This window comes from Bradyrhizobium sp. USDA 241 (genome assembly GCF_049739505.1).
GTDB classification, from domain to species: domain Bacteria; phylum Pseudomonadota; class Alphaproteobacteria; order Rhizobiales; family Xanthobacteraceae; genus Bradyrhizobium; species Bradyrhizobium liaoningense.
In genome coordinates this window covers 35894-57253 of the sequence record NZ_JBMGPZ010000004.1, presented here as the reverse complement: position 1 = coordinate 57253, position 21360 = coordinate 35894, and the positions used below count along the sequence as shown (strand labels likewise).

The 21360-nt window shown below is 59.8% G+C and carries 11 protein-coding genes and 8 pseudogenes; 10 read left to right on the top strand and 9 right to left on the bottom strand.

Annotation, left to right across the window (positions count from 1 at the left end):
• Nucleotides 1-18: 18 nt before the first annotated feature.
• A complete protein-coding gene (gene istA, locus ABIF91_RS09930) occupies nucleotides 19-1560 on the bottom strand; it encodes an IS21-like element ISFK1 family transposase (RefSeq protein WP_304495197.1) in 1542 nt (513 codons plus the stop codon).
• A gap of 350 nt (nucleotides 1561-1910) precedes the next feature.
• On the opposite strand from istA (ABIF91_RS09930), the gene ABIF91_RS09925 reads away from it, so the two are divergent.
• Nucleotides 1911-3040 (top strand): IS3-like element ISRj2 family transposase gene (locus tag ABIF91_RS09925; RefSeq protein ID WP_404513507.1). Its coding sequence is split into 2 segments (ribosomal slippage): nucleotides 1911-2163 and nucleotides 2163-3040, totalling 1131 coding nucleotides; the frame shifts between segments, so codons are not numbered across the junction.
• Between the two features lie 92 nt (nucleotides 3041-3132).
• Here ABIF91_RS09925 and istA (ABIF91_RS09920) read toward each other — a convergent pair.
• Nucleotides 3133-4362 (bottom strand): annotated as a pseudogene (gene istA / locus ABIF91_RS09920) (IS21-like element IS1631 family transposase); the annotation flags it as partial.
• Between the two features lie 124 nt (nucleotides 4363-4486).
• Here istA (ABIF91_RS09920) and panC point away from each other — a divergent pair.
• The 3 genes and pseudogenes from panC (at nucleotide 4487) to ABIF91_RS09905 (ending at nucleotide 9949) form a co-directional block, all read left to right on the top strand.
• A pseudogene (gene panC, locus ABIF91_RS09915) lies at nucleotides 4487-5221 on the top strand (pantoate--beta-alanine ligase).
• A gap of 510 nt (nucleotides 5222-5731) precedes the next feature.
• On the top strand, nucleotides 5732-8848 hold the full coding sequence (locus tag ABIF91_RS09910; RefSeq protein WP_028153850.1) for an efflux RND transporter permease subunit: 3117 nt from the start codon (nucleotides 5732-5734) through the stop codon (nucleotides 8846-8848).
• A gap of 340 nt (nucleotides 8849-9188) precedes the next feature.
• Nucleotides 9189-9949, top strand: a protein-coding gene (locus ABIF91_RS09905; protein WP_110115998.1) for an IS5 family transposase whose coding sequence is annotated in 2 segments (ribosomal slippage) — nucleotides 9189-9528 and nucleotides 9528-9949 — 762 coding nt in all. Because the reading frame shifts where the segments join, the coding sequence is not laid out codon by codon here.
• A gap of 9 nt (nucleotides 9950-9958) precedes the next feature.
• Here the strand turns inward: ABIF91_RS09905 and ABIF91_RS09900 are convergent.
• Nucleotides 9959-10210 (bottom strand): annotated as a pseudogene (locus ABIF91_RS09900) (GDP-L-fucose synthase); the annotation flags it as partial.
• Between the two features lie 53 nt (nucleotides 10211-10263).
• On the opposite strand from ABIF91_RS09900, the gene ABIF91_RS09895 reads away from it, so the two are divergent.
• Nucleotides 10264-11024, top strand: a protein-coding gene (locus ABIF91_RS09895; RefSeq protein ID WP_110115998.1) for an IS5 family transposase whose coding sequence is annotated in 2 segments (ribosomal slippage) — nucleotides 10264-10603 and nucleotides 10603-11024 — 762 coding nt in all. Because the reading frame shifts where the segments join, the coding sequence is not laid out codon by codon here.
• 13 nt (nucleotides 11025-11037) lie between these two features.
• On the opposite strand, the pseudogene ABIF91_RS09890 reads toward ABIF91_RS09895, so the two are convergent.
• A pseudogene (locus ABIF91_RS09890) lies at nucleotides 11038-11793 on the bottom strand (GDP-L-fucose synthase family protein); the annotation flags it as partial.
• Nucleotides 11774-11935: pseudogene (locus ABIF91_RS09885) on the bottom strand (GDP-mannose 4,6-dehydratase); the annotation flags it as partial. The pseudogenes ABIF91_RS09885 and ABIF91_RS09890, both read right to left, overlap by 20 nt.
• Between ABIF91_RS09885 and glmS the strand changes: the two are divergent.
• Nucleotides 11931-13141, top strand: a pseudogene (gene glmS / locus ABIF91_RS09880) (glutamine--fructose-6-phosphate transaminase (isomerizing)); the annotation flags it as partial. The pseudogenes ABIF91_RS09885 and glmS sit on opposite strands and share 5 nt — an antisense overlap.
• Before the next feature lie 319 nt (nucleotides 13142-13460).
• Here glmS and ABIF91_RS09875 read toward each other — a convergent pair.
• The gene (locus ABIF91_RS09875; protein ID WP_018647867.1) at nucleotides 13461-13694 is read right to left on the bottom strand and encodes a cold-shock protein; all 234 of its coding nucleotides are present in this window, start codon (nucleotides 13692-13694) and stop codon (nucleotides 13461-13463) included.
• Nucleotides 13695-14535: 841 nt separating this feature from the next.
• Nucleotides 14536-14892 carry a hypothetical protein gene (locus tag ABIF91_RS09870; protein ID WP_028182256.1) on the bottom strand — a complete coding sequence of 119 codons (357 nt, stop codon included), beginning with the start codon at nucleotides 14890-14892 and terminating at the stop codon, nucleotides 14536-14538.
• A gap of 340 nt (nucleotides 14893-15232) precedes the next feature.
• On the opposite strand from ABIF91_RS09870, the gene ABIF91_RS09865 reads away from it, so the two are divergent.
• Both ABIF91_RS09865 and ABIF91_RS09860 read left to right on the top strand, forming a co-directional pair.
• Nucleotides 15233-15679, top strand: a complete 447-nt coding sequence (locus ABIF91_RS09865) for a tyrosine-type recombinase/integrase (protein ID WP_225005522.1) — start codon at nucleotides 15233-15235, stop codon at nucleotides 15677-15679.
• A gap of 810 nt (nucleotides 15680-16489) precedes the next feature.
• A pseudogene (locus ABIF91_RS09860) lies at nucleotides 16490-17759 on the top strand (IS256 family transposase).
• A 355-nt stretch (nucleotides 17760-18114) separates the two neighbouring features.
• Here the strand turns inward: ABIF91_RS09860 and ABIF91_RS09855 are convergent.
• A protein-coding gene (locus ABIF91_RS09855; RefSeq protein WP_129557670.1) for an IS3-like element ISRj2 family transposase occupies nucleotides 18115-19244 on the bottom strand; the annotation gives its coding sequence in 2 pieces (ribosomal slippage) (nucleotides 18115-18992 and nucleotides 18992-19244; 1131 coding nt in all).
• On the opposite strand from ABIF91_RS09855, the gene ABIF91_RS09850 reads away from it, so the two are divergent.
• On the top strand, nucleotides 19168-19545 hold the full coding sequence (locus ABIF91_RS09850) for a type II toxin-antitoxin system RelE/ParE family toxin (protein WP_424579123.1): 378 nt from the start codon (nucleotides 19168-19170) through the stop codon (nucleotides 19543-19545). The genes ABIF91_RS09855 and ABIF91_RS09850 overlap by 77 nt on opposite strands.
• Nucleotides 19546-19596: 51 nt before the next feature.
• Nucleotides 19597-19816, top strand: a pseudogene (locus tag ABIF91_RS09845) (helix-turn-helix transcriptional regulator); the annotation flags it as partial.
• Nucleotides 19817-19985: 169 nt separating this feature from the next.
• Here the strand turns inward: ABIF91_RS09845 and ABIF91_RS09840 are convergent.
• Nucleotides 19986-21329: an IS1380-like element ISBdi2 family transposase gene (locus ABIF91_RS09840; protein ID WP_424578699.1), complete on the bottom strand. Its 1344-nt coding sequence runs from the start codon at nucleotides 21327-21329 to the stop codon at nucleotides 19986-19988.
• Nucleotides 21330-21360 lie beyond the last annotated feature (31 nt).

Sequence of the window (21360 nt, the reverse complement as noted above, 5' to 3'; positions counted from 1 at the left end):
GCCGGGTCTCTCCTTGCTTCAGTGGAAGTAGTCGCGTCCGCGGATGTTGCCGTGGCGCAGGGGCTGGTGCTCGAAAGATTCGTCGAAGAACGTGCGATCGAGGCCGTTCTGGAGGATCGATCTAATCGAGGCGACGGAGCGCGCCTTGATGAGGATGCCCCTCCGGCAGGCTGCGTCGAGGCGTTCGGCGCCGTAGCTTTTGACGAGCGCCAGAATGCCAAGGCAGGTTCGAAAGCCTTGTTCTGGATGGGGGCGGGCGTCGATCACGGCCTGGAAAAACGCTGCTGTCGAAGGACCGATCCGCTCGCCGGCGGCGATCACCGCGGCGGGGGTCCATTTGCCGTAGCGGCGATGGGCGCTGGGCATGTGGTCGGCGATGGTGGTGTGTCCGCGTCGGTTGGGCGCGCGGGCATGGCTGGCGATCCGCTGGCCCTTGTGGAAGATCTCGACCGTCCGATCGTCGATACGGGCATCGACCAGCTCGCCAATCAGACGATACGGCGCGGAGTACCAATGGCCGTCGACCTCGACATGATAATCGGGAGCGAGGCGGCAGCGCTTCCAGCGTGCGAAGGCATAAGGCTGATCTGGCAGCGGGGTTAGCTTGGGTTTGTCGAGTTCGGCAAACAGTTCGGCGCGGCTTGAGCCGAAGCCACGCATTTGACGAGCATTGAGTTCGTCGACGAGTGTCTTGATGGCGGCGTTGAGCTCGGCCCGGGAAAAGAAGCGCTGATTGCGCAGCCGGGCCAGAATCCAGCGCTGGGCGATTTGCACCGCGACCTCGACCTTCGCCTTGTCTTTTGGGCGCCGCGGCCGTGCGGCGAGAATGGCCGTGCCGTAATGGCTCGCCATCTCGGCATAAGTGCGATTGAGGCCGGGATCGTAGCGGTCGGGGTTGCTGACGGCGGCTTTGAGGTTGTCGCAGACCACGAACGTCGGCGTTCCGCTCAAAAACGTGAACAAGTTGACGTGGGCCCGGATCCAGTCGGCCAAGCTCTCGCTGGGGCAGGCCTCGGCGTAGGTGTAGTTCGAAGCGCCCATCGCCGCGACGAACAGCTTCATCGGCTGCACTTCCCCGGTCAGGGGATCGACGATGTCGATGGTGTCGCCGGCGAAATCCACGAACACCTTCTCGCCGCCCAGATGAATCTGCCGCATCGAAGGTCGGACCCGCCCCTTCCAGGCCTCGTAGGTAGTGCAGAACCACGTGTACCCGAAACCGTCGGGATTAACGGCGCGATACTCCTCCCAGAGCAGGCGACGGGTTACGCCGCGCCGGCGGAGCTCTTTATCGATGTAGCTCCAGTCGGGCACCGGCCGCTGCGGGCTCTGAGACGCTGGTCGTGGGGCCGGGAAAAGCAAAAGCTCCAGGTCTTCATCGGTCATTCCCTCCGGAAGCGGCCAGCTCAACCCAGCAGAGCGGGCGCGGCTCAGGTAGCTGTGCACAACGCCGTTGCTGACGCCCACGCTCCGCGCGATGGCCCGCTCTGGCAGGCCTTGAAAATGTTTTAACCGAAGGACTTCCTTGATCCGGCGCATCGACAATCTCTGGGTAGGCATTGGACTTCCTCGTTAACCACGAGGTCATCCCTAAGCCGGTTGAGTTGTCGGCCGAAGCGCTGCAAGGCTCCGAAAGCCTTGCTCACGATCCCGCGAAATCGTTGCTCACGATCGTCTGAAATCTCTGCTCACGATCCCCTGAAATCCGCGCTCACGATCCCGCGAAACGCGCACCTGGTCTGCGGTCCGATGCGCTCGGCGCTCGCCAGCAGCACGGCGGTTTGCCGCGACGGGTTGAACGGCCGTTCGCTGGTCGGCAGGAAGAGCTGGCCCCGCAAATTCGGACAGTAGCTTGAGTGGATTTTCTGCCTGACAGCGGCGAGGATTCTTGCTGCGAATCAGGAGCGAAGATGACGAAGAAGAGCCGCCGGACGCATTCTCCGGCATTCAAGGCGAAGGTTGCTTTGGCTGCGGTCAAAGGCGACAAGACACTGGCGGAGCTGGCGCAACTGTTTGATGTTCATCCGAACCAGATCACGATCTGGAAAAACCAGCTCCTGGAAGGCGCCGCCGGCGTGTTTGGGCATGACAAGACATCGGCCGAGACGCCGGTCGATTTGAAGGCGTTACATGCCAAGATCGGCGAGCTGGCGTTGGAAAACGATTTTTTGTCCGGCGCGCTCACCAAGGCGGGCCTGCTGAGCGCAAAGCGATGATCGACCGCGGTCATGATCTTTCTATCGTGCGCCAGGCGAAGGTCCTGAAGCTGGCTCGCAGCACGGTCTACTATGAACCTCGGCCAGTTTCGGCCGAGGACCTTGCCTTGATGCGTCGGCTCGATGAGCTGCATCTCGATTATCCCTTCGCGGGAGCGCGTATGCTGCGATCGTTGCTGCGGCGGGAGGGCGTATACGCCGGTCGCCGCCACATCGCGACGCTGATGAAGCGCATGGGGATCGAGGCGGTCTATCGTCGCCCGAACACGAGCAAGCCGGCTCCGGGGCACAAGATCTACCCGTACCTGTTGCGCGGATTGAAGATCGAGCGGCCCGACCATGCGTGGGCAATGGACATCACCTACATTCCGATGCGGCGTGGCTTCGTCTATCTCGCGGCGGTCGTCGATGTGTTCAGCCGACGGGTCCTGGCCCATCGCGTCTCGATCACAATGGAGGCGGCCTTCTGCGTCGAAGCGGTCCAGGAGGCGTTGGCGAAGCACGGCAGGCCCGAGATTTTCAACACGGACCAGGGCAGCCAGTTCACCAGCCTCGAGTTCACCGATGTGCTGCTGGACGCGAAGATCGCCATCAGCATGGACGGCAAGGGCGCCTGGCGCGACAACGTGTTTGTCGAGCGGCTCTGGCGCACGGTCAAATACGAAGAAGTATATCTCCGCGCCTACGACAGCGTGTCCGAGGCGCGAGCGACAATTGCCAAGTATCTGGCCTTCTACAATCAGGGACGCCCTCACTCGAGCCTTGACGGGCGCACGCCCGACGAGGCTTACTTCGGCACGCAAGCTATGGTGATGGCCGCATGACCGTCGCCGACGAAGCCCCGCGTTCAGCATAACCCGGCAGGAATCCACTTAAATCCAGCGGGGCGCTGTCCAAACAACCGGGGCCAGCTCTGGACGACAGAACCGGGGTGCGCCATCCGGGAATGAACACGCAGCAGCGCACGGGTGTGGCGATCACGGATCTCGATCGTGGTGGTGTAGATGCGCACGACGACCTGGCTGCCGATCGGCGCGGGCCGCGCGGCGTAATAGCTGTTGTCGACGCGTACGGTGGTGTCGTCGCAGACAGTCCGGACGACTTCGGTGAAGATGCGGAAGGGAGCGACAGGCAGCGGCCGCAGGTGCGGCTTCTCTTCCTGGAACATCGCCTCGACCTGACGGCGCGTGCTGCCGTGGATGCGTTTGGAAGCCCAGTTCTCCTCCCAGTGCCTCAAGAACTCGTTTTGCGCCTCCAGCGTCTCGAAGCGCCGTCCGGCCAGCGCAGTGCCCTGGGTATGTTGAATCGCATTCTCGACGCATCCTTTCCGATTTGGATCGGCCACGCGCGCGGGATCGGCGACCACGGCGTAATGAGCCAGCATCGCGCTGTAAATCGGGTTGAGCTGGGGCTCGTACAAATCCGGCTTGAGGACGCCTTCCTTCAGGTTGTCGAGCACGACATAGCTGGGGACCCCGCCAAAATACCGGAACGCCTCTTCGTGGAGCTGCGCCCAGACTTGTTGGCTGGACTTCCAGACTACCCGCCGGAAGCTGCGCCGCGAGTAGCGTAGCGTCATCACGAACAGGCGGGGACGACGGTACCGCCCGCTCTTCGGATCAACCGTCGGCGCGCCCTCGCCATAGTCGACCTGAGCTTCCTCGCCGGGGAGGAACTCAAGACGATCAAACTGCTCAGGATCAGCGTGCCGCAACCGGCGCACAAACCGCTTGACACTCTGGTAGCTGGACGGAAAGCCAAATTGATCAACCAGGTCCTGGTAAATCGCCTGCGCGTTCCGCTTCAGCCGGACCTGTTCTTCGATCCACGTCCGATGCGCTTCGCAAGCCGAACGGGCCAGGCTGCTGGTGACCGTCGCTTCCGATGTCCCAAAAGCCGGTGGTCGGGGTGGAGGAATTTGGCCGTCCGCGCTCACCGAGCCGGTGGTCACTTCCCCGGGGGAATTTGCCTCCGCACCGGCCCGCAGCGCCTGATAACGCCGGATCGTCTTGCGATCGACACCCGTCAGCCGGTGAATCTCGCGCTGGCTGGTGTTGCGATCAAGTAATGTAAGTACGGTGCTTTGCAGATGTCGCTTCAAGACGTTCAACTCCCCGGCCCCTTGCTGGCTAAAGGGGTCGAACATAAACGTCCTGCCTGACCGGCTACTGCTGTTCAGCGGCGCTGACGGCGATCATCAGGTGGGGGAGTTTCAAGTGACCATACCCGGGGGATTTTGACCGACCCACGGGGATCTCCACGATGGCCACCTGGCGCTGATCGCAGCGAGCCAAGCAAAATGCGATGTGACCGTCGTCAGCATCTTCGTTAACCCCACTCAGTTCGGAGCAAATGAAGATCTCAGCACCTATCTGCGCGACTTCTTGCGCGATGAAGAACTGTGCCGGGATCTGGTGTTGCGATCCTCTTCGCGCCCGATGCACAGGAAGTCTATCCGAGCAATTTCGAAACCTTTGTTGGACCTGGCGACCTCGCGAAACCTCTATGCGGCGCTTTCAGGCCCGGACATTTTCGCGGTGTGGCGACTGTCGTCTGCAAGTTGTTCAACATGGTGCAGCCCCACGTCGCTTTTTTGGCCAGAAGGATGTTCAGCAATGCGTAGTCGTGCGTCGCATGGTGGTTGATCTCAATGTCCCGATCGAGATCGTCACCGTACCGACGGTTCGTGAAAAGGATGGGCCCGCCATGAGTAGTCGCAATCGCTATCTCAGCTAGGAAGCGCGCAGCAGGCCCTTGCAATCAACCAGGGGCTGCCCGCGGCGCTCGATGATTTTCGGTCTGGAGAGTGCAACGTACAAAAGCTGATTGCGGCTGCCAAGGCATTTGGAGGCGGTTGACACATTGCAGTATCTTGACTTATCGACGGTGACACGCCCAAAACCGCCGATAGTCCACTGCGACTCCCCGCGGCGCTATGTACGGCCGCCTACGTTGGCTCAACGCGTCGGATCGACAAAGTGGTATTGGCGTTGCCAACTCGGTAGCGCAAGGCGTGGACAAGCCAGAGCGCAGCTTATTGAGCTGACAGAAACGCTCAAAGCACTGTTCCGAGAGGCATATCGAACTGGCAGCAGAGGGCAAGCCCCGAGACGGCTTTGTTCGGCGAGTTAGCGAAGCGATAGCGGGCGCGCACTGAATATGCGGGGCTAAGAATTTGTGTTTAGCAACTCCGCAAGTCTTGCGACGGTGATCAGCGGCGAACTCGATAAACCTTGGTATAGTGCTTTGCAGCCGATGCTATATCACTCACTTACCTTTGTAGAGTTGAGTACCGGTCAGGTCGTTTGTAATTCCGATGTCGAAGTGCGAAGCCTGAACTAATGCCCGGCTAGAAGTCGTTGCGTTCTAATCAACTATTCTTGTCGGGCCTTTCGCCGATAAACGCAAAAAGGGCACGAGCTCTACAGCGGGGGCTCTAGCACAGTCGCCGCATTGCTGACCATTGCCTTAAAGTTGGTGGCAGATTTACATCCCAATCCCGAATACGAGTTGACATGACATTTACCGCGCTTTTCATCAAACGTCCGGTATTGTCAATCGTCGTGAGTTTCCTGATCTTGCTGATCGGCTTGCGCGCCGCGGTCCTACTGCCGATCCGGCAATATCCGAAGCTAACCAATACGGTCATCAATATCACGACTGCCTATCCTGGCGCCTCGGCCGACATGATCCAGGGGTTCATCACCACTCCCCTGGAGCAAGCAGTCGCGTCCGCCGAAGGCGTCGACTACATCAGTTCCTCGTCTATGCTTGGTGTCTCGACTATTCAAGTTTACATCAAGCTGAACTTCAATCCAAACGAAGCGCTCACGGAGGTGCTCTCCAAGGTCAACTCAGTCAAATACCTGATCCCGAAGGAATCAAACGATCCAGTCGTCACGAAGTCGAGCGGTCAGACGAATGCTGTCATGTATATCGCTTTCTCCAGCGATGAGCTAGCGGCCAGTGCGATCACCGACTACCTCACGCGCGTCGTGCAACCGGTTATCTCAACCGTCGACGGCGTTTCAGCGGCTGACATCCTAGGCGGCCAGAGTTTTGCGATGCGGCTATGGCTAGACCCTGCGAAAATGGCTGGGCATGGCATATCGCCGGCTGAAGTTTCGGCTGCAATCGCAGCTAACAACTTCCAGGCTGCGGCAGGCCAGACCAAGGGCTATTTCACTATCTCCGATGTCACAGCAAATACGGATTTGCGGAGTGTTGACGATTTCAAGCGTATGATTGTCAAGGCGAATGACGGTGGCTTTGTGCGCATGGAAGACATTGCGGTAGTCGAACTTGCCGCGCAGATGACGGACACTACCGTCACGATGAACGGCGACCACGCGGTCTTTGTCGGCGTGCAAGCGAGCCCGGAAGGCAATCCGCTAAACATAGTGCGAGGCGTTCGGGCGCTGTTTCCTGAAATGGAGCGTAACCTGCCGCCGCCGCTGAAGATGAAAGTGGCCTACGACTCATCCAAGTTTATTCAATCATCGATCGACGAAGTGAAGAAGACGCTCATTGAGGCCGTCGTGGTTGTGGTCGTCGTGATCTTTCTTTTCCTGGCCTCGCTGCGGTCCGTCATCATTCCTGTGGTTACTATTCCGTTGTCTCTCGTTGGTGTCTGCAGCATGATGCTGGCGCTGGGGTTCTCATTCAACCTCCTGACGCTCCTTGCGATGGTTCTCGCGATCGGCCTCGTGGTCGACGACGCAATCGTGGTGGTGGAGAATATTCATCGCCATTTAGAAGAAGGAGCGGCTCCGCTACAGGCTGCTACAAGGGGCGCGCGCGAGATCGTCGGTCCGGTTATCTCCATGACGATTACCTTGGCTGCGGTATATGCCCCGATCGGATTCCTTGGCGGCCTCACCGGTGGCCTGTTCCGCGAATTCGCGTTCACGCTGGCAGGAGCGGTGATCGTGTCCGGTGTGGTCGCTTTGACGCTGTCGCCCATGATGTGCTCTCTCTTCCTGAGGCGCGCCAAGGGGGGACGATTTGCAAGGCTTGTGAACCGCGGGTTCAGTGCCGTAACACGATGGTACGGCCGCAAGCTCGACCGTTCGCTCGACTATCGCCCAATTACCGGCCTATTTGCGCTGACCATGTTGGGACTTGTCGGCTTTCTGTATATGCATATTTCCAAGGAACTAGCGCCGGAGGAGGATCAAGGTATCATATTCGCGCTAACTAAGGCGCCGAAATACGCCAATATCGACTACCTCGACTATTATGGCACCAAGCTTGAAAGCGCGTTGAAAAAAGTTCCAGAGACTGACTTGAGCTTCGTGTTCAATGGCATTGGCGGCCAGCAGAGTGGCATGGCCGGCATGTTGCTCAAGCCTTGGGACGAACGCAAGCGATCATCGATTGTACTAAAGTCGCTTGTTCAGGCCGAGCTATCCAAAATCGAAGGCATCAACGCGTTTGCCTTTAGCTTGCCTCCGCTGCCGGGCGGTTCTGGTGGCCTACCAGTCCAGATGGTGATCAATTCGACTCTTGGCTTTCAATCCATCCACGAGCAGATGTCAAAGTTGAAGGATGCCGCGCAGAAGAGCGGCCTCTTCATGGTGAGCGACTCCGACCTCGAGTTCAACCAGCCGGTGGTACGAATCAAGGTTGATCGATCGAAGGCTAACGAGCTTGGCATCACCATGCAGATCGTCGGTAACGCGCTCGCCACCTTACTTGGGGGAAATTACGTCAACCGCTTCAATCTGCAGGGCCGCTCCTACGAGGTGATCCCGCAGGTGCCGCGAGAGGAACGGCTAGTGCCGCAATCAATCGGAAGCTATTATGTGAAGACTGCGACGGGATCGATGCTTCCGCTGTCTACCGTAGTCTCCACCGAGACTGCGACCGATCCGAATGCGCTCACCCACTACAACCAGCTCAACTGCGCGACCTTTCAGGCCGTGCCGATGCCCGGCGTCACGATCGAACAGGCCGTGGATTTCCTAGAAGCCGAGGCGAAGAAACTGCCCCCAGGCTTCAGTTACGACTTCCTGGCCGACGCCCGCCAGTACGTGCACGAGGGTAATCAATTGGCGATTACCTTTGCATTTGCCCTCATCATCATATTCTTAGTGCTTTCGGCGCAGTTCGAAAGTCTGCGCGATCCGCTCATCATCATGATCAGCGTGCCGATGGCAATGGTCGGCGCCTTGATTCCGCCGTTCCTCGGCTGGGCGACCATGAACATCTACACCCAGGTTGGACTGTTGACACTGGTCGGGTTGATTTCAAAGCACGGCATCCTAATGGTTGAGTTCGCCAATGAGCTGCAGTTCAAGGAGAGATTTGACCGTCGCTCGGCTATAGAGATGGCGGCGCGTGTCCGACTGCGCCCAATCTTGATGACCACGGCGGCAATGGTCACGGGCTTCATACCCTTGTTGACGGCAACGGGAGCTGGCGCCGCGAGCCGGTTCTCGATCGGACTCGTTCTCGCCGCTGGCATGTCTGCGGGCACGCTGATCACGCTATTCGTGCTCCCGGCGGTCTATGTCGCGATCGCGTCCGATCACCGTGGTAATGGGGGTGTCGTCCGCGCGAACCTCGCCGAGCGCGACTTCACCAGCGCTGCTGATGCCGAGGTAACAAAGCATGACCATCAAATCATCTAGGTTTGCTAGTGTGACGCGCGAAGGAGCTTAGGACCACTTCACGGTTCTTTACACATCGAGAACTTCGCGTGCTTGGTGCCAAACTGGGCGCATCTTTTCGGCGGTTAACAGTCGGAGATCCGCTGCTGCCGCCCCAGGTTAAAGCGGCGCCGGGTATTCACGCAGACCTGACGCCCAAGCTCGACCAAAGGAGAATCGGTGCTCTCTTGATCAAAAAGGAGGGCTGACAGATCATCGCAAGGCTCAGCCCCTTCGGAACATTGCTCGATATGATCTAGGGTCTGTACCTAAATAGCGCCACGTGATTCTCTTGCCTACGTGTTGATTCGGGGGCGAGAGAATGCGCGCTGGTTTGTTTTGGCTGAACGACAGGCAATGGGCGCGTATCGAACCGCATCTGCCGAGGGGACTGACGGGGCCGGATCGGGACGACGACCGACGCATCGTCAGCGGCATCATTCACATGCTGCAATCGGGTGCACGATGGCGTGATTGTCCACGTGAATACGGCCCTTACACGACGATCTACAATCGCTTCAATCGCTGGGCCAAGCGAGGACGATGGTGCGCAATCTTCGAAGCGCTGGCCAAGCCTGGCGAAGACGGCGTCGTACTGTCGCTCGACTCGACCTCGATTAAAGCTCACCGGTGTGCCTCCGGCGGAAAAGGGGGGAGCACAATCAAGCAATCGGCCGCTCGCGCGGAGGCCGCACGACAAAAATCCATGCGCTGAGCGATCCGCTCTGCCGGCCGGTCGTCCTGCATCTGACTCCAGGCCAGGATGCCGATATCGCTGCGGCTCCCGATGTCCTGGCGCTCGCGCCACCCATGAGCGTGCTCCTCGCCGACAAAGGGTATGATGGCGACAAGCTTCGCGGCGAAATCATTCGTCGTGGCGCCAAGCCCGTAATCCCCAATAAATCTAACCGTGTCGTCATCCATCGCTTCAACAAACGCGCCTACAAAGGACGAAATGTCATCGAACGCTGCTTTTGCAGGCTCAAGGACTTCCGGCGCATCGCCACGCGATATGACAAGCTCGCCCGTAATTTTTTGGCCGCTGTTCATCTCGCCGCTCTCGTCGCATATTGGCTCAATTGAGTCTGGACCCTAGCCGGTGATGCAGGCTGCCTTGTCGAGAACGAGCAGATCACTCTGGAGCCGTCCGTCTCTCTCAGCGCAAAACACCCGGTATGCCAGCTGAATGCCTTCCGTGAGCGAGGTGGTGGCTCGCCAGCCGAGTCTGGACAGCCGACTAACATCCAGCAGCTTGCGCGGCGTTCCGTCCGGGCGCGACGTATCCAAGCTGATTTCACCGCGAAAGCCGACGGCGGCCGCGACCATCAGTGCTAGGGTCTGTACCTAAATAGCGCCACGTGATTCTCTTGCCTACGTGTTGATTCGGGGGCGAGAGAATGCGCGCTGGTTTGTTTTGGCTGAACGACAGGCAATGGGCGCGTATCGAACCGCATCTGCCGAGGGGACTGACGGGGCCGGATCGGGACGACGACCGACGCATCGTCAGCGGCATCATTCACATGCTGCAATCGGGTGCACGATGGCGTGATTGTCCACGTGAATACGGCCCTTACACGACGATCTACAATCGCTTCAATCGCTGGGCCAAGCGAGGACGATGGTGCGCAATCTTCGAAGCGCTGGCCAAGCCTGGCGAAGACGGCGTCGTACTGTCGCTCGACTCGACCTCGATTAAAGCTCACCGGTGTGCCTCCGGCGGAAAAGGGGGGAGCACAATCAAGCAATCGGCCGCTCGCGCGGAGGCCGCACGACAAAAATCCATGCGCTGAGCGATCCGCTCTGCCGGCCGGTCGTCCTGCATCTGACTCCAGGCCAGGATGCCGATATCGCTGCGGCTCCCGATGTCCTGGCGCTCGCGCCACCCATGAGCGTGCTCCTCGCCGACAAAGGGTATGATGGCGACAAGCTTCGCGGCGAAATCATTCGTCGTGGCGCCAAGCCCGTAATCCCCAATAAATCTAACCGTGTCGTCATCCATCGCTTCAACAAACGCGCCTACAAAGGACGAAATGTCATCGAACGCTGCTTTTGCAGGCTCAAGGACTTCCGGCGCATCGCCACGCGATATGACAAGCTCGCCCGTAATTTTTTGGCCGCTGTTCATCTCGCCGCTCTCGTCGCATATTGGCTCAATTGAGTCTGGACCCTAAATCGACGATGGTGATGTCCTCGCCGGTGCCGATATTGACCGGTTCCGGCGACGAATAGGTCTTCATCAGGTGCACGCAGGCATCCGCCATGTCGTCGACATAGAGGAACTCGCGCCGGGGCGTGCCGGTGCCCCACACGATGACGCGCTTCGCTCCCGAAACCTTCGCCTCGTGGAAGCGGCGGATCAGCGCGGCGACGACGTGGCTCAGCTCGGGGTGATAATTGTCGCCGGGGCCGTACAGATTGGTCGGCATCACGCTGATGAAGTCGCTGCCATACTGGCTGCGATAGGCCTCCGCCATCTTGATGCCGGCGATCTTGGCGATCGCATAGGGCTCGTTGGTCGGCTCCAGCGGACCGGTGAGCACGGAATCCTCGCGCAGCGGCTGCGGCGCCAGCTTCGGATAGATGCAGGACGAGCCCAGAAACATTAGCTTCTCGGCGCCGTTCTGATGCGCGGCCTGGATCACGTTCGCCGCAATCGCGATGTTGTCGTAGATGAACTCGGCGCGCAGCGTGTTGTTGGCGACGATGCCGCCGACCTTGGCCGCGGCGAGGAAGATCACTTGCGGCCGCGTCCTGGCGAACCAGTCGAACACGGCGGCCTGGTTGCAGAGATCGACCTCGCGCCGGTCGACCGTGACGAGCCGCACCTCCTCCCGTGCCAGCCGGCGCACCAGCGCGGCTCCGACCATGCCGCGATGGCCGGCGACGTAGACGCTCTTGCCCCTCAGCTCAAACGGTGCGTTTGCCACTGGCCGCATCCCGTTTTGTCTCCGCCAGATCGCTCGTCATCATCTCCTCGACGAGCTGGGCAAAGCTGCGCTTCGGCGTCCAGCCGAGCACCTCGCGCGCCTTGCTGGCGTCACCGACGAGGAGATCGACCTCGGTCGGACGAGACGGCGACTGGGCCGTGCTTACGCGCGCAACGTGCGTGATTTATGGTGCAGACGGCTCTATCGTCCAGCGGGAAACATCAAAATCTGGCGTATCAGCGCTCCTTGTGGACAAAGCGAATTACCGCCACTTCATGGCCAAAGAAATTCACGAGCAGCCGACAGTGGCCGGCAAGACATTGGCGCATTATCTCGATGTTGCGGCCAAACGCGTCGCCCTGCCGCTCGCGTTGCCCTTCGACTTTAATTGCATTCAGCGCATTTCAATTACTGCGTGCGGCACGGCTAGCTACGCTGGGCACATCGCCAAATACTGGTTCGAGAGGCTCGCGCGTTTGCCTTGCGACGTCGATGTAGCCTCTGAATTCCGCTACAGGGAGGCGCCTTTGCGCCGAGGCGATCTCGCAATAGTCATCTCGCAATCGGGCGAAACCGCTGACACATTAGCTGCCTTGCGATACGCCAAGGGCAAGGGCTTGCATACGATATCTGTGGTTAATGTACCGACGTCGACGATTGCGCGCGAGAGCGAATCCGTTTTGCCTACCCTGGCAGGGCCAGAAATCGGCGTCGCTTCCACCAAGGCATTTATCTGCCAGCTGATGGTATTGGGGGTGCTTGCCGTCAGAGCAGCTAAGGAGCGGGGTAAGCTGTCTGAAATCGATGAATCGCAGCTCGTGCGCGAGCTCATTGAGGTGCCGCGATTGATTGCTGCGGCCCTGTTGGTCGAGCCCCAGATTGAGAAGCTCGCGCGTTATATCGCCGGCGCGAGGACAGTACTCTATCTCGGTCGTGGCACATCGGCCCCCTTGGCCTTGGAGGGCGCGCTCAAGTTGAAGGAAATTTCCTATATCCACTCAGAGGGCTACGCCGCCGGCGAGCTCAAGCACGGCCCGATCGCACTGATCGATGAGGCTGTGCCTGTGGTGGTGATCGCGCCTTACGACGAGGTCTTCGAGAAGACCGTCTCTAACATGCAAGAGGTGGCCGCTCGGGGCGGCAAGATCATCCTGATCACCGATGCGAAGGGTGCGTCTGAAGCGATGGTAGACACGCTCCTGACCATCGTGCTGCCGGCAATGGTCGCAAGCTTTACGCCGCTGGTCTATGCCATTCCGGTCCAGCTCTTGGCTTACATACCGCGGTCGCAAGGGGGGCGGACGTGGATCAGCCGCGTAATCTTGCAAAATCGGTCACGGTGGAATGAGGCTGGAGTGTTAGTATCAAAGCATTGAGGTCTCGGCCTCGAGCCATTCGGCGCGGGTTTGGTGGCCTAGGTTCTGCGGGGACGGAATCCGACAAGTTCCCAATCCGGGTCGCTCGTAGCTGTCGTGCGGTTTTGGTGAACTTAGCTGATGCTGCCATCAGCCTCGTATAGCAGAATCGACTAGCCTAGGGGCGATCCGGGATGTTGCACGACTGGGACGGCGTTCATCACGCCCGTCCACAGCCCTGTTGCCCTGGTCGCCATCGACCGGAACAGGTGGTCGTTATCGATCGGAAATGGTGGTCGCCATCAATCGGATTCACTGGTCGCCATGCCCCGGAGCGCGCAGCCTGACTTCGACGGCTCTGTACTTCGAGCGCTGTTTATTGAAACGAATACCGAAAGTCACGCGCGTGCCGGACACCAGATCAGCCCCTGCGCAGCCGCGAAGGTCCGATATGTGCACGAACAAATCCTTGCCGTCGCCATAGTCAGGCCGAATGAACCCCCAGCCCTTTTCAACGCTGTACGACACTACTGTTCCGGTGCGCATGTTTGTTCCACGGTCTTGCGGCTCGATATCGCCGCCTACTACTCCGGAGCTGCGGGGGTGCACTTTCCGTTCCTAACTCGGCGGCGACGAGCGCGAGCGAAGATGAGCGCCACCACTTGAACATCCTGACTCACCTCGCCTCACAGCAAACCGGCGGGGCGGACCAGGCGCTAGAAGCGACGAGCCCGCCCCTAACATTACCGCATCTGGAGACTCGGTGATGCTGCCCAGGACCGAGCAAGGGTCGTGCCGAATCGAGAATCGGAGATTCTGCAGGCGCTTCGTGGCGGGCTACAGGGTCAAGGTGTTCGCTTTGGTCTGAAAACTGATGGCCGACGGGGGCACTGTCCGTCCCAGTTGGTCCCGCCGAACTTCGGACTGCAGGCTCACGCTCGCGCCGCCAAATTGCCCCGACAACGTGCTGCCCATCACGGCCCAGCGCATTCTCTTGCACGCCCGGCCTGTACGCGATGGCGGCATTCATCCGACCTGCTAAGCACACAGAAATTTCGCTGGCGTATTGAACAGCAGGCAAGCGGGCCTTTTAATCGATCGTCTCCCTTCGGACGCGCACCCGTTCTCCAACACGCCGTGCGCGATTGAGGCTCGAAAACTACGCAATCACGAGCTCGACCATCTCCATCTCAGAATCACTGAGCCTCACGAGGAGGAGCATTCGCATGGGTAGTCGAGCAAGTAGCGAAGCTGGACTGGGGTGATTGTCAGGCTTGCCAAAGGTGCGTTCACCTCGGAGGTAATAGAGCGCCATCGACCCTATTTCACGCTTGGCGAATTGCTCAGCTAGCCGCAGATGACGGCCCGCTCTAAATGATCTTATCTCTCAGCCTTTGCTGAACGATTTCGACCAGAACTGCTCCGCGAAATCCAGATGGCACTTCATCACGTCCGAGGGAGTTTTGGAATTGGCAAGATTCTTCAGAAGATTGACCTGAGCGTGCAGAGAGGAAGCAGCCAGCTTTGACCCGTCCTTCAACGCCGCAGCGAACAGGTCTGTTGTCTCTTCGAGGGATTTTTTCCATTCCGGAGACGCAAATGAATGGCTTGATGCAGCCCTCGCTGATTCTCCAACATCGTGCGTGGTGCCTCCCGCTTCAGAGGCTGAAGCCTGGGCGGCCCGTTCGGGCTCTGGATGGGTCTTCCGTTCGCGTTTCTCGTATTCGGGACTTCTCGCGGTCATTCAACGTCTCTCCGTCTAAACAGGATCGCAGCTCGCTGCGTGGTCTAGATCCGACCAAGAGCTTCGGAAAGTACCACAACCGGCAACATGTCGAACCTATCTCATTTGGTAGCACTTGCTCATCGGGATTGCTTAAGCGGATATCCGCACCATTTGCGGGGTATGCGAACGACCGCGAGATTTGACTGAGAATTTCCTGCACGGCATGAAGAAAGTTGGTGGCAAGGAAGTCGAGAAGGACCGCGTTCTAACACTCGACGAACTGAAGCCTTCTTTGCGATCCTCAACGATGAGGAAGCGGGCATCACGGATGGAACGCGCTTGGCGCTGAAAGTCCGTATTGCTGACAGCCCAGCGCCGGGGCGAAGTCGCGAGCATGATGCGTTCCGAGCTTCACGGCCTACACGGGGAAAAGCCCCACTGGATCATTCCCGCTGTACGGACGAAGAACAAGAAAGCGGAGCACACAGTCCCGCTCTTCCCGACTGCCGTCAAGTTGATCGAGGCGGCCTTGGAGATCGGCAAGCCAGAGAAGGGAGAGGACCAAGGCAACAGACCCGTCGTTGCCAGTCGCTTCGAAAGCGTTGGGGTGCTTGCGAGCCACTGTATGAGCCAGGCTGTGCGGCGCTTGTTGGAAGACAAAGAGCTGGTAGCCTTTACGCCCCATGACCTCAGGCGTACAGCCGCGACCATCGTTCATGCGTCTATGCGCGATGGCATATGTTCGAAGAGAAGCGAGAAGCGATTCCAGCGGATTGAAAAGCATTTAATCACAATCACCGGTTAGCAAACTTCTGCGACACTTCAGCTCCCCTCTCGTCTGTATCGAGCCAGTGCTGTCCGCTCCTCTGCGCTAATGCCCATGAATGTTACGCCGTTGTACCCGCCGTTTGAAAGGGCAGATCGCACGTCATCCGTCGAAGCGCCGATATCGTAAGCGATGTTAGCGAACATATATTGCTGGGTGTCGCTCTCATTGTTCGCGATCTGGGTATTAAGGTGATTGGCGGCGCGATGCGCAACCGCGTTATAAACCCGCTTTTTTTGCGCTGCAACTTTCGGTTCACGCCACTGTAGTATCTGAGTTTTGGTTTGACGGGGAACCGAATCATGATCAGGCACCAAACACGCCAGCGCCCACGAGACGCCCTCTAGAAGAGCGCGTATGCGTGCAGCGATCTTGCCTGCCTCCTTCGGCCCAGGTTGAGTTTCACGCTATCGAGTATGCCCAACACTGCCTGAGCCTCCTCGGCATCAAACGTCGCGACTTGGCGATCTGCCGGGCTCAAAGACTGATCGGCGGCCCGGGCCTGATTGGCTGCAAGCACCTCAAGCGCTTGCGACCGCAGGGCTGTGATCTGCCGAAGATTTCGAGTGTTGATTGTCACCGCCCATTCGGACCCACAGTAGATAGCTGCACGTGACTCGGCGCTTTGACGTGAACCGAGGAAGCGCTGTCCCTACCACTCACCGCTAACTTCACCATGGTCAGCCCAAGCAGAGCTATGGCGGAATCTGGGTGATGACGGTGTGAGGAAGGCGGCGTATCGAGGCGGGTGACGAGCCTGCCAGAACCTCTCGAGGAGAGCGATACGCCATGACCGAGACTACCAATGTTCTTGCTTTCCGTCAGCCGTCCGCGGTTGATGATCCACTGACCGATATCGTTCGTGCCGGCGCGCGGGACCTGCTTGCCAGGGCGATCGAGATCGAGGTTGGCGCGTTTCTGGCCAGCACGGCCAATCTGACGCTGCCCGACGGTCGAGCGCGCCTGGTCCGACATGGGCACGGTCCGGTGCGCGAGATTGCGACCGGCATCGGTCCGGTGGAGGTCGCTCGTCCCAAGGTCCGCGACCGCGGGAGCGAGCGGGCCAGGCGACCGCCTCCGCTTCAGTTCGGCAATCCTGCCGCTATGGGCGCGGCGGACGAAGAGCCTGGATGCCTTGATCCCGGTCCTCTATTTGCGCGGCATCTCGACCGGCGACTTCCAGGAGGCGCTCTCGGCGCTGCTCGGCAAGGATGCGCCGAACCTGTCGCCTTCGGTGATCGCCGGCCTGAAGGCCGATTGGCAGGTCGAGTACGAACGCTGGCAGAGACGCGATCTGTCGGCGCGTCGCTATGTCTACATCTGGGCCGATGGCGTGTACCTGCAGGCCCGCATGGAAGATCACAGCGAATGCATGCTGGTGCTGATTGGCACCACGCCGGAAGGCAAGAAGGAGCTGATCGGCTTCCAGGTCGGCGTGCGCGAGAGCGCGCAGAGCTGGCGCGAACTCCTGATCGACCTGCGGCAACGCGGGTTACGGATTGCCCCGCAACTCGCCATCGGCGACGGCGCCCTCGGCTTCTGGAAGGCACTGGACGAGGCCTTTCCCGGCACGCGGCACCAACGATGCTGGTGCCATAAAGTGAGCAACGTACTCGACAAGGTCGCCAAATCCGTGCAGGGCCCCATGAAGAACGACCTGCGGAACATCTATCTGGCCCCACACCGGGCCGAAGCTGAAACCGCGATCGACGTCTTCGTCGAGAAATACCACGTCAAATACGGACGTGCGGTGGAGTGCCTGATCAAGGATCGCCATGCGCTGCTCGCCTTCTTCGACTTCCCTGCTGAGCACTGGATCCACCTACGCAGCTCGAACCCGATCGAGAGCGTCTTCGCCACGGTGCGCCACCGAACGGTGCGGACCAAGGGATCGCTGTCGCAACAAACTGCGAAGCTGATGGTGTTCAAGCTCATCGACGCCGCATCGAAGACCTGGCGGCGATTGAAGAGCACGAACCAGTTGCCGAAAGTCATCGCCGGTGTAAAGTTCATCGACGGAATCGAAGTCATTCCGAACACTGAAAGCCACGCCGCCTGATCAGGCCGCGTCACCCAAAATCAGCCATAGCTCGCCCAAGCAGCGGAAGAAGCTAACCGGGATGCATATTCGGCGAACGCCCCTATCACAACTACCAGGATTGGTCGTAGCCAGCGCTTGGCGATCAGTTGTGATCTTAGGCAGTATGGCCGCGCCACTAGCGGCGAACCGGCTTTGCGTCGACAAGAGAATGCACAAGCGCATCGCGCAGAGCTGGCCCCGGTTGTTTGGACAGCGCCCCGCTGGATTTAAGTGGATTCCTGCCGGGTTATGCTGAACGCGGGGCTTTACGGTTTTGTCGTTGCGTCGGGAGGGCGTAGCCCGACCAGAGCGACGACAAAACCGTCGGCGACGGTCATGCGGCCATCACCATAGCTTGCGTGCCGAAGTAAGCCTCGTCGGGCGTGCGCCCGTCAAGGCTCGAGTGAGGGCGTCCCTGATTGTAGAAGGCCAGATACTTGGCAATTGACGCTCGCGCCTCGGACACGCTGTCGTAGGCGCGGAGATATACTTCTTCGTATTTGACCGTGCGCCAGAGCCGCTCGACAAACACGTTGTCGCGCCAGGCGCCCTTGCCGTCCATGCTGATGGCGATCTTCGCGTCCAGCAGCACATCGGTGAACTCGAGGCTGGTGAACTGGCTGCCCTGATCCGTGTTGAAAATCTCGGGCCTGCCGTGCTTCGCCAACGCCTCCTGGACCGCTTCGACGCAGAAGGCCGCCTCCATTGTGATCGAGACGCGATGGGCCAGGACCCGTCGGCTGAACACATCGACGACCGCCGCGAGATAGACGAAGCCACGCCGCATCGGAATGTAGGTGATGTCCATTGCCCACGCATGGTCGGGCCGCTCGATCTTCAATCCGCGCAACAGGTACGGGTAGATCTTGTGACCCGGAGCCGGCTTGCTCGTGTTCGGGCGACGATAGACCGCCTCGATCCCCATGCGCTTCATCAGCGTCGCGATGTGGCGGCGACCGGCGTATACGCCCTCCCGCCGCAGCAACGATCGCAGCATACGCGCTCCCGCGAAGGGATAATCGAGATGCAGCTCATCGAGCCGACGCATCAAGGCAAGGTCCTCGGCCGAAACTGGCCGAGGTTCATAGTAGACCGTGCTGCGAGCCAGCTTCAGGACCTTCGCCTGGCGCACGATAGAAAGATCATGATCGCGGTCGATCATCGCTTTGCGCTCAGCAGGCCCGCCTTGGTGAGCGCGCCGGACAAAAAATCGTTTTCCAACGCCAGCTCGCCGATCTTGGCATGTAACGCCTTCAAATCGACCGGCGTCTCGGCCGATGTCTTGTCATGCCCAAACACGCCGGCGGCGCCTTCCAGGAGCTGGTTTTTCCAGATCGTGATCTGGTTCGGATGAACATCAAACAGTTGCGCCAGCTCCGCCAGTGTCTTGTCGCCTTTGACCGCAGCCAAAGCAACCTTCGCCTTGAATGCCGGAGAATGCGTCCGGCGGCTCTTCTTCGTCATCTTCGCTCCTGATTCGCAGCAAGAATCCTCGCCGCTGTCAGGCAGAAAATCCACTCAAGCTACTGTCCGAATTTGCGGGGCCAGCTCTCGCTCTCATCCTGATTGTCGCGCTATAGGAGTTCGTCTCGATACGCTCAACGAAGCCGTCAACAGTTCCGAACTGAAGCTGACAGGCAACGATTTCCACAAGCTGGCCGGAAAGTCCGTGCGCTACACGATTCACATCAATGGCCCGTGGTGCATCACATTCGAGTTTGAAGGAGGCGATGCATTCAAGGTTGACTTTGAACAGTACCACTGAACGCAGAATACCGAATAAGCCATGAGGGCTCCGACATGCTGGAGAGCATCAATGGCAGAGCAGAAGGCTAAGCGCGATCCTAACCGCTGCCCGTCTCATCCGGGCGCCGTCCTTGATGAAATTCTACAGTACATCAGGAAGTCTAAGACCGAGATTGCAGAAGCGCTGGGATTCCAGGCAGCATCTGCACGACATCCTCGCGGAGAAGAAGCCGGTCAGTCCGAACGTGGCCGCCCGGATTGGAAAGCCGGTCGGCAACGGCCCGGCCATCTAGCCCGTCCTATTCGTGAGAGTGCGGCTTTTGGGCCCGATTGATGCGGCCGCACATCTTGTCTGACGAGGCGCACAGGATTGCCTTCGGCTTTTCGCCGCCTGACGACCGGTACTTTGCAACGCGCTTGAGGGATGGGTTGGGCGAACGGGGGCGGACGCCCCGCCGGTCAAGGACCGAGCGGCAGTAGCGCGCCGGGCAAGCCGCAGATCAGGTCGGCTTCGGGACATGCCGCGGCAAACGCAAGGCGAATGCGGCTCGTGGTCTCGACGACACGGGCGGCGATTTTCAAGAGCCGAAGACGCAGCGTCGCGAACTCGGCAGCGGCCAATTCCCGGACTTTGGGAATGGCGTCGCGCACGGTCAGCATCAGCCAATAAGCGGCCGTATGGAGCACGAGACGGACCTGGTTGGCGAGCGCCGAACGGCAGCTGGTGCGGTCGGAGGCGAGCTGCGTCTTATGCAGCTTGATCAGATTCTCGGCTTGGCCGCGCGCGCAATACAGGCTGTCGTAGATCCACTCGGCCGAGCCGACATCGAGGCTGGTGACGACGAAACGGATGTCGAGGCCGAGCATCGTCGCCTCAATACGGGCGACGGTGCGCCGTTCGCGATCCCAGGACTTTGCCTTGTGGCGCGTCTCGGTATAGCCACGCAGAACCGGCAGGTTCTCGATGGCGCGTCGGGTGCGGATGTCGTCGGCGACCTCGTCGACTTTTCTGGCGAGAGGCTTGGTGCCGGACAGACCGAAGATGTAGTCGATGCCGTTGGTCTCGCACCACGCCATGGCCTCCGGCCGGGCATAGTGCCCGTCGCCACGGAACGTAATTCGCGTGTTGTGCCACCGCGTGCGGATATGCCGTACCAGGCGGCGCAGAAGGGCACGCACCTCGACGCCGCCCGGCGTCTTGCCGGGCCTCAGCACGACCGCCACGGGACGGCTCTTCTCCGTGTCGTAGACGTGGATCGGCAGGAAGCAGCGTTCGTCATAATGAGCGTTGAACAGCGAGAGCTGCTGATGGCCGTGGACGACATCGCAGGTATCATCGATGTCGAGCGTGACGGATGCCGGCTCGCGCGGGTAGCTATCCATCCATGCGTCGACCAAAATGTAGGTCAGTCGGATCACGTCGCGCAGGCGCGGAGCATTCTCCAGCCGCGACAGCGTCGGTTGGGAACACAGATCGCGGCCCGTGTCCGGCAGCCGTCCGCAGGCCAGCTTGAATGCGGGATCGGACCGCAGATGATCGAGGTCGTCGGCGTCCTCGTAGCCGCAGCAGATCGCGAACATGCGCGCGCGGAACATATCGACAAGGCTGTGCACGACCCGCGTCGGATCGCGCCGATCCGGGAACACCCGGGCCAGATTGTCGGCCAAGCCGAGACGCCGCTCGGCCATCGCCAGAAGCATCACGCCCCCGTTCGAGGTCAGGCGACCGCCATCGAAGGCAGCTGTGACTTTCTTGGCGTGAACGGCTGGAAACGAGAAGGGCGGAATCGTATCGTCGGTCATGGCGGGCGTGGCGTTCGCGGTTGAAGGTGAT